The 3,824-nt window shown below is 42.8% G+C and carries 3 protein-coding genes; all 3 read right to left on the reverse strand.

What is annotated here, in order from left to right; all coding sequences use genetic code 11:
* Window positions 1-148: 148 nt before the first annotated feature.
* Window positions 149-1,060: an alpha/beta fold hydrolase domain-containing protein gene (locus BK820_RS14765; protein WP_004810676.1), complete on the reverse strand. Its 912-nt coding sequence runs from the start codon at window positions 1,058-1,060 to the stop codon at window positions 149-151.
* Between the two features lie 243 nt (window positions 1,061-1,303).
* The gene (locus tag BK820_RS14770; protein ID WP_004810674.1) at window positions 1,304-2,197 is read right to left on the reverse strand and encodes an alpha/beta fold hydrolase; all 894 of its coding nucleotides are present in this window, start codon (window positions 2,195-2,197) and stop codon (window positions 1,304-1,306) included.
* Window positions 2,198-2,282: 85 nt separating this feature from the next.
* A complete protein-coding gene (locus BK820_RS14775) occupies window positions 2,283-3,695 on the reverse strand; it encodes an amino acid permease (protein WP_004810673.1) in 1,413 nt (470 codons plus the stop codon).
* Between the last annotated feature and the right edge of the window lie 129 nt (window positions 3,696-3,824).

Genomic DNA, 3,824 nt, shown 5'->3' on the forward strand with positions numbered 1-3,824 from the left:
CTCTAGACGATAGGGACGTTTCAGAGGTGGGCGTATAATAGGGTGAAAAAAGGGGGGTGTCAAACGCATTTCTGCACTTTTTCTAGTTTTTTGAACCGAGTGCATAAAATTAAAACAATCTTAAGGAAATACTTGAAAAATACATGGTTTAAGCCGGATTTTTAAGCAATTCTAGAATTGTTTCTACCACCTGCGGATGGAGTAAATAACCAGTAATATCATGCGGGCGGTGAATATGTGTACGAATGCCGTGGTTAATAATTGCAGGTTGAAACTGAAATGGCGGTTGGGTAAGAGGCAAAGCGGTGAGGAAATCATCAGTTGAATAGAAATTTATCCAGTCGCCCGTAATTGCAGCAGGTCGTACAATCGGTTGTGGTAAATGTGACTGGATCACCTGGAATGCTAATGGCGATCCTAAAGTAATAAAACGCTGTACATTGAGTTCCGGATGTTGAATAAGATGATTATAGGCAATCACACTACCCAGAGAATGAGCAATTACAATACAAGGTTTGCGACCATTCAATTGCCGGGCGATCCGCTCATGAACTTCTTTCATGAAACCCGGATTGTCGAGATACAAATAGGTTTCAATAAGAAATTTTTGAAGCAGGCTACGATGCAGACTGGGAAAATAATTGAGCAATAACACAAAGTCCCGCAGCGCAACATTTTTGCTCAATGTAGTAATAAACTTGAATTTCTGTTTGAAATTCATGGAGTCATTCAGGTTAAGCTCGGGAAGATCGGAAATCACGGGTTTGCGCCAGCCAGGGCGTGGAACTGGTGCAGGAAGCTGAGGTTGAGCAGGCTGACGGAACCGAAAGCTGGGCCATTGCTGTGGCATCAGGGTGCCAGCATTGAGGATGTTGCGGACGTTATAGCGGGAAAGCAAGTCCCCGTAAAATGGAATGTGAATGTGACGTCGTAAATAACTGAATCTGGCATCGTGATGATGTTTGCGAATGCCTTTTTGAAGTATATGTAGCCAGCGCTGACGGATCGATGCAGCGCTATGATGTTGCTGATTCATTCCATGAATAAAAATAACTTTCATCGATACCTCACGGAGGTCGATCTATATATTCACAGTATAGAGAAAATTGCGGCAAGCCAAGCTGTACTTTTTGTGGTGTTCATGTGTAAATTACTTTGATAAAACAATCATTAACAGACAGTTGTATATTTATAAAAAAGTAGAAAAAGCAGTAAATTGATAGATACGGATCAAGGATTTTACTACATAGAAAAAAGATAGGAATAAAACGGTAAAAGTTAAATCCCGCTGTTTAAGTAAATCCTAAACTAATTCCAGCAGCGCTTTGATGACGTCGGGATGTTGGATATAACCATCAATATCATGCGGATGATAGATGGAGGTACGAATTTTCTGATTAATAATCGCCGGCTGAAACTGGAAGGGTGGTTCTGATAAGGGAAAGGCAGTCAGAAAGTCATCGCTACAATAAAAATTGATCCAGTCACCACGAATGGCCTCGGGTCGAGTCATCGGTTGCGGTAAATGTTCCTGTATTACACGAAAGGCCATGGGTGATCCCAGCGTAATAAAGCGCTGCACATTTAATTCCGGATGTAAAAGCAGATAATGATAGGCAATCACGCTGCCTAAGGAGTGTGCGATCAAGATACAAGGTTTATTGTCATGTAGTCGCTGACCAATACGCTGATGAACTTGCTGCATGAATCTGGCATTGGCCAGATAGGAATATGTTTCAATCAGAAATTTTTTGATGAGCGTATCATGGAGATGGGGAAAATAATTGAGCAAGACCATAAAATCCCGTAAGGCTGTATTTCGGCTTAAGCTAGTAATAAATTTCAGCTTCTGGTTAAAAGTCAAAGCATCCTCAATATTTAATTCGGGAATCTTGCAAGTTTCAGGTAAATACTGATGAAAATGTGGCGGCGACGGTTGGGATTTAAGTGGCTGGCGCAAGGGAAAATGTGGCCAGTCTTGTGGTATTAAGGTACTGGCGTTCAATACATTATGTAAATGATGCCGTAACAGTAAATCTCCATAAAAAGGGATACGAACATGACGTTTGATATAGGCAAAACAGGCCTGTCGATGCGACTGTTCCAGACCATGTTTAAGCAGACTTAGCCAAGGTTGCTTTAATGAAGCAGAACTAAAATTCTGCTTATTCATCCCATGGATATAAATAATTTTCATCGACACACCGCTGTGGCTGCCTGAAACATATTCAGTATAGATAAAAAAAGAGCAGCCGGAGCTGCTCTTTTGTTAGCGCTAAGATTTAAGCTTTATTGTGATAAAACTTATAATAGCTGGCATAGCAAAGTCCAATAAACACCAGACAGCCAAAGAAGCTGATCCGCATTGTTGGATCAAACACCATACTGATACAGGTAATCAGACAGAACAGAAAACCCAGAATCGGTACGATCGGGAACAATGGCGCAGCGAAAGCAAGATCTTTAGCTGTCTTCCCTTGTTTGTACCATTCACGGCGGAAGTTGAACATACTCAGACAGATACTCATCCAGACCACCACCATGGTAAAGGCTGCAATACCTAATAGGTTGGTGAAAATGGTTTCTGGCGCAAACTGTTCAGACAACAGACCTGGCATACCACCAATCATAGTCACTATTACCGCAATGTAAGGAATACCGCGTGCATTCACTCTTGAGAACATGGCTGGTAATTGTTTGCTATAAGACAATGACCACATCATACGGGAAGCAGCAAATAAACCTGAGTTTGCAGCAGACAACAGTGCGGTGATAATTACAAAGCGAATAACGTCTTCAGCATATGGAATACCAATGTGCTGGAATACGGTCACGAATGGGCTACTACTTACACCTTCCGCCGCAAGACCTGCTTCTTGATGTGGTAATAGACATGTCACCACGACAATCGTACCTACAAAGAAAATCAATAAACGGAAAATTGCGGTATTGATGGCTTTCGGTACGTTTTTGGCAGGATCTTTGGTTTCACCAGCGGCTACACCAATCAGTTCTGTACCTGAGAAGGCAAAGTTGACAATCAGCATTGTTGTGAAGATGGGGAACAGGCCTTCAGGGAACCAACCCTGAGCTGTCAGATTGCTAAACAGCGGCGCAGTTTCCTGACCTGCATAACCCAGTACACCAAATATGGCCAATAATCCCAGCAGGATAAAGGCAATAACAGTGACAACTTTAATGAGGGCCAGCCAGAATTCGGATTCTGCAAACCAGCGGGTCGAAATCATATTCAGTGTAAACACAAGCGCACCAAAGACCAGTGTCCACATCCACATGGAGCTGTCCGGGAACCATTCCTGCATTAATAAAGCTGCAGCGGTAAATTCGGTTCCCAGTGTCACTGACCAGGTCAGCCAGTATAACCAGGTAATGGTATAACCTGTGCCCGGTCCAATATAACGTTTGGCATAAGCACCAAATGAACCAGATTCAGGCATATGTACGGCAAGTTCACCCAGACATAGCATTACCATGTAAGCGATGATACCGCCGAGGAGATAAGCAAGAATGGCACCTACAGGCCCCGTTTGTGCAATGACTTCACCCGACCCTAAAAATAGGCCAGTCCCGATTGCGCCACCAAGCGAAATCATGACCAGATGTCGAGTACTCATAGCGCGTTTTAAAGGCGCAGAATTGCCCTGATGCGTAGCATCATTCGGAGATGAGTGCATAGGAAATACGAAATACTTCAAAGGAATGAAGCGAGCTATTGTAGTCAAAAACTACAAATCTGCAATCAAATAATAGTAATTCTGAATAAGTGCTGATCGTATGAGATCAATAGATGGCGTCCCTACGGG

Origin of the sequence: Acinetobacter sp. LCT-H3, from assembly GCF_001866125.1 — a bacterium.
GTDB classification, from domain to species: domain Bacteria; phylum Pseudomonadota; class Gammaproteobacteria; order Pseudomonadales; family Moraxellaceae; genus Acinetobacter; species Acinetobacter schindleri.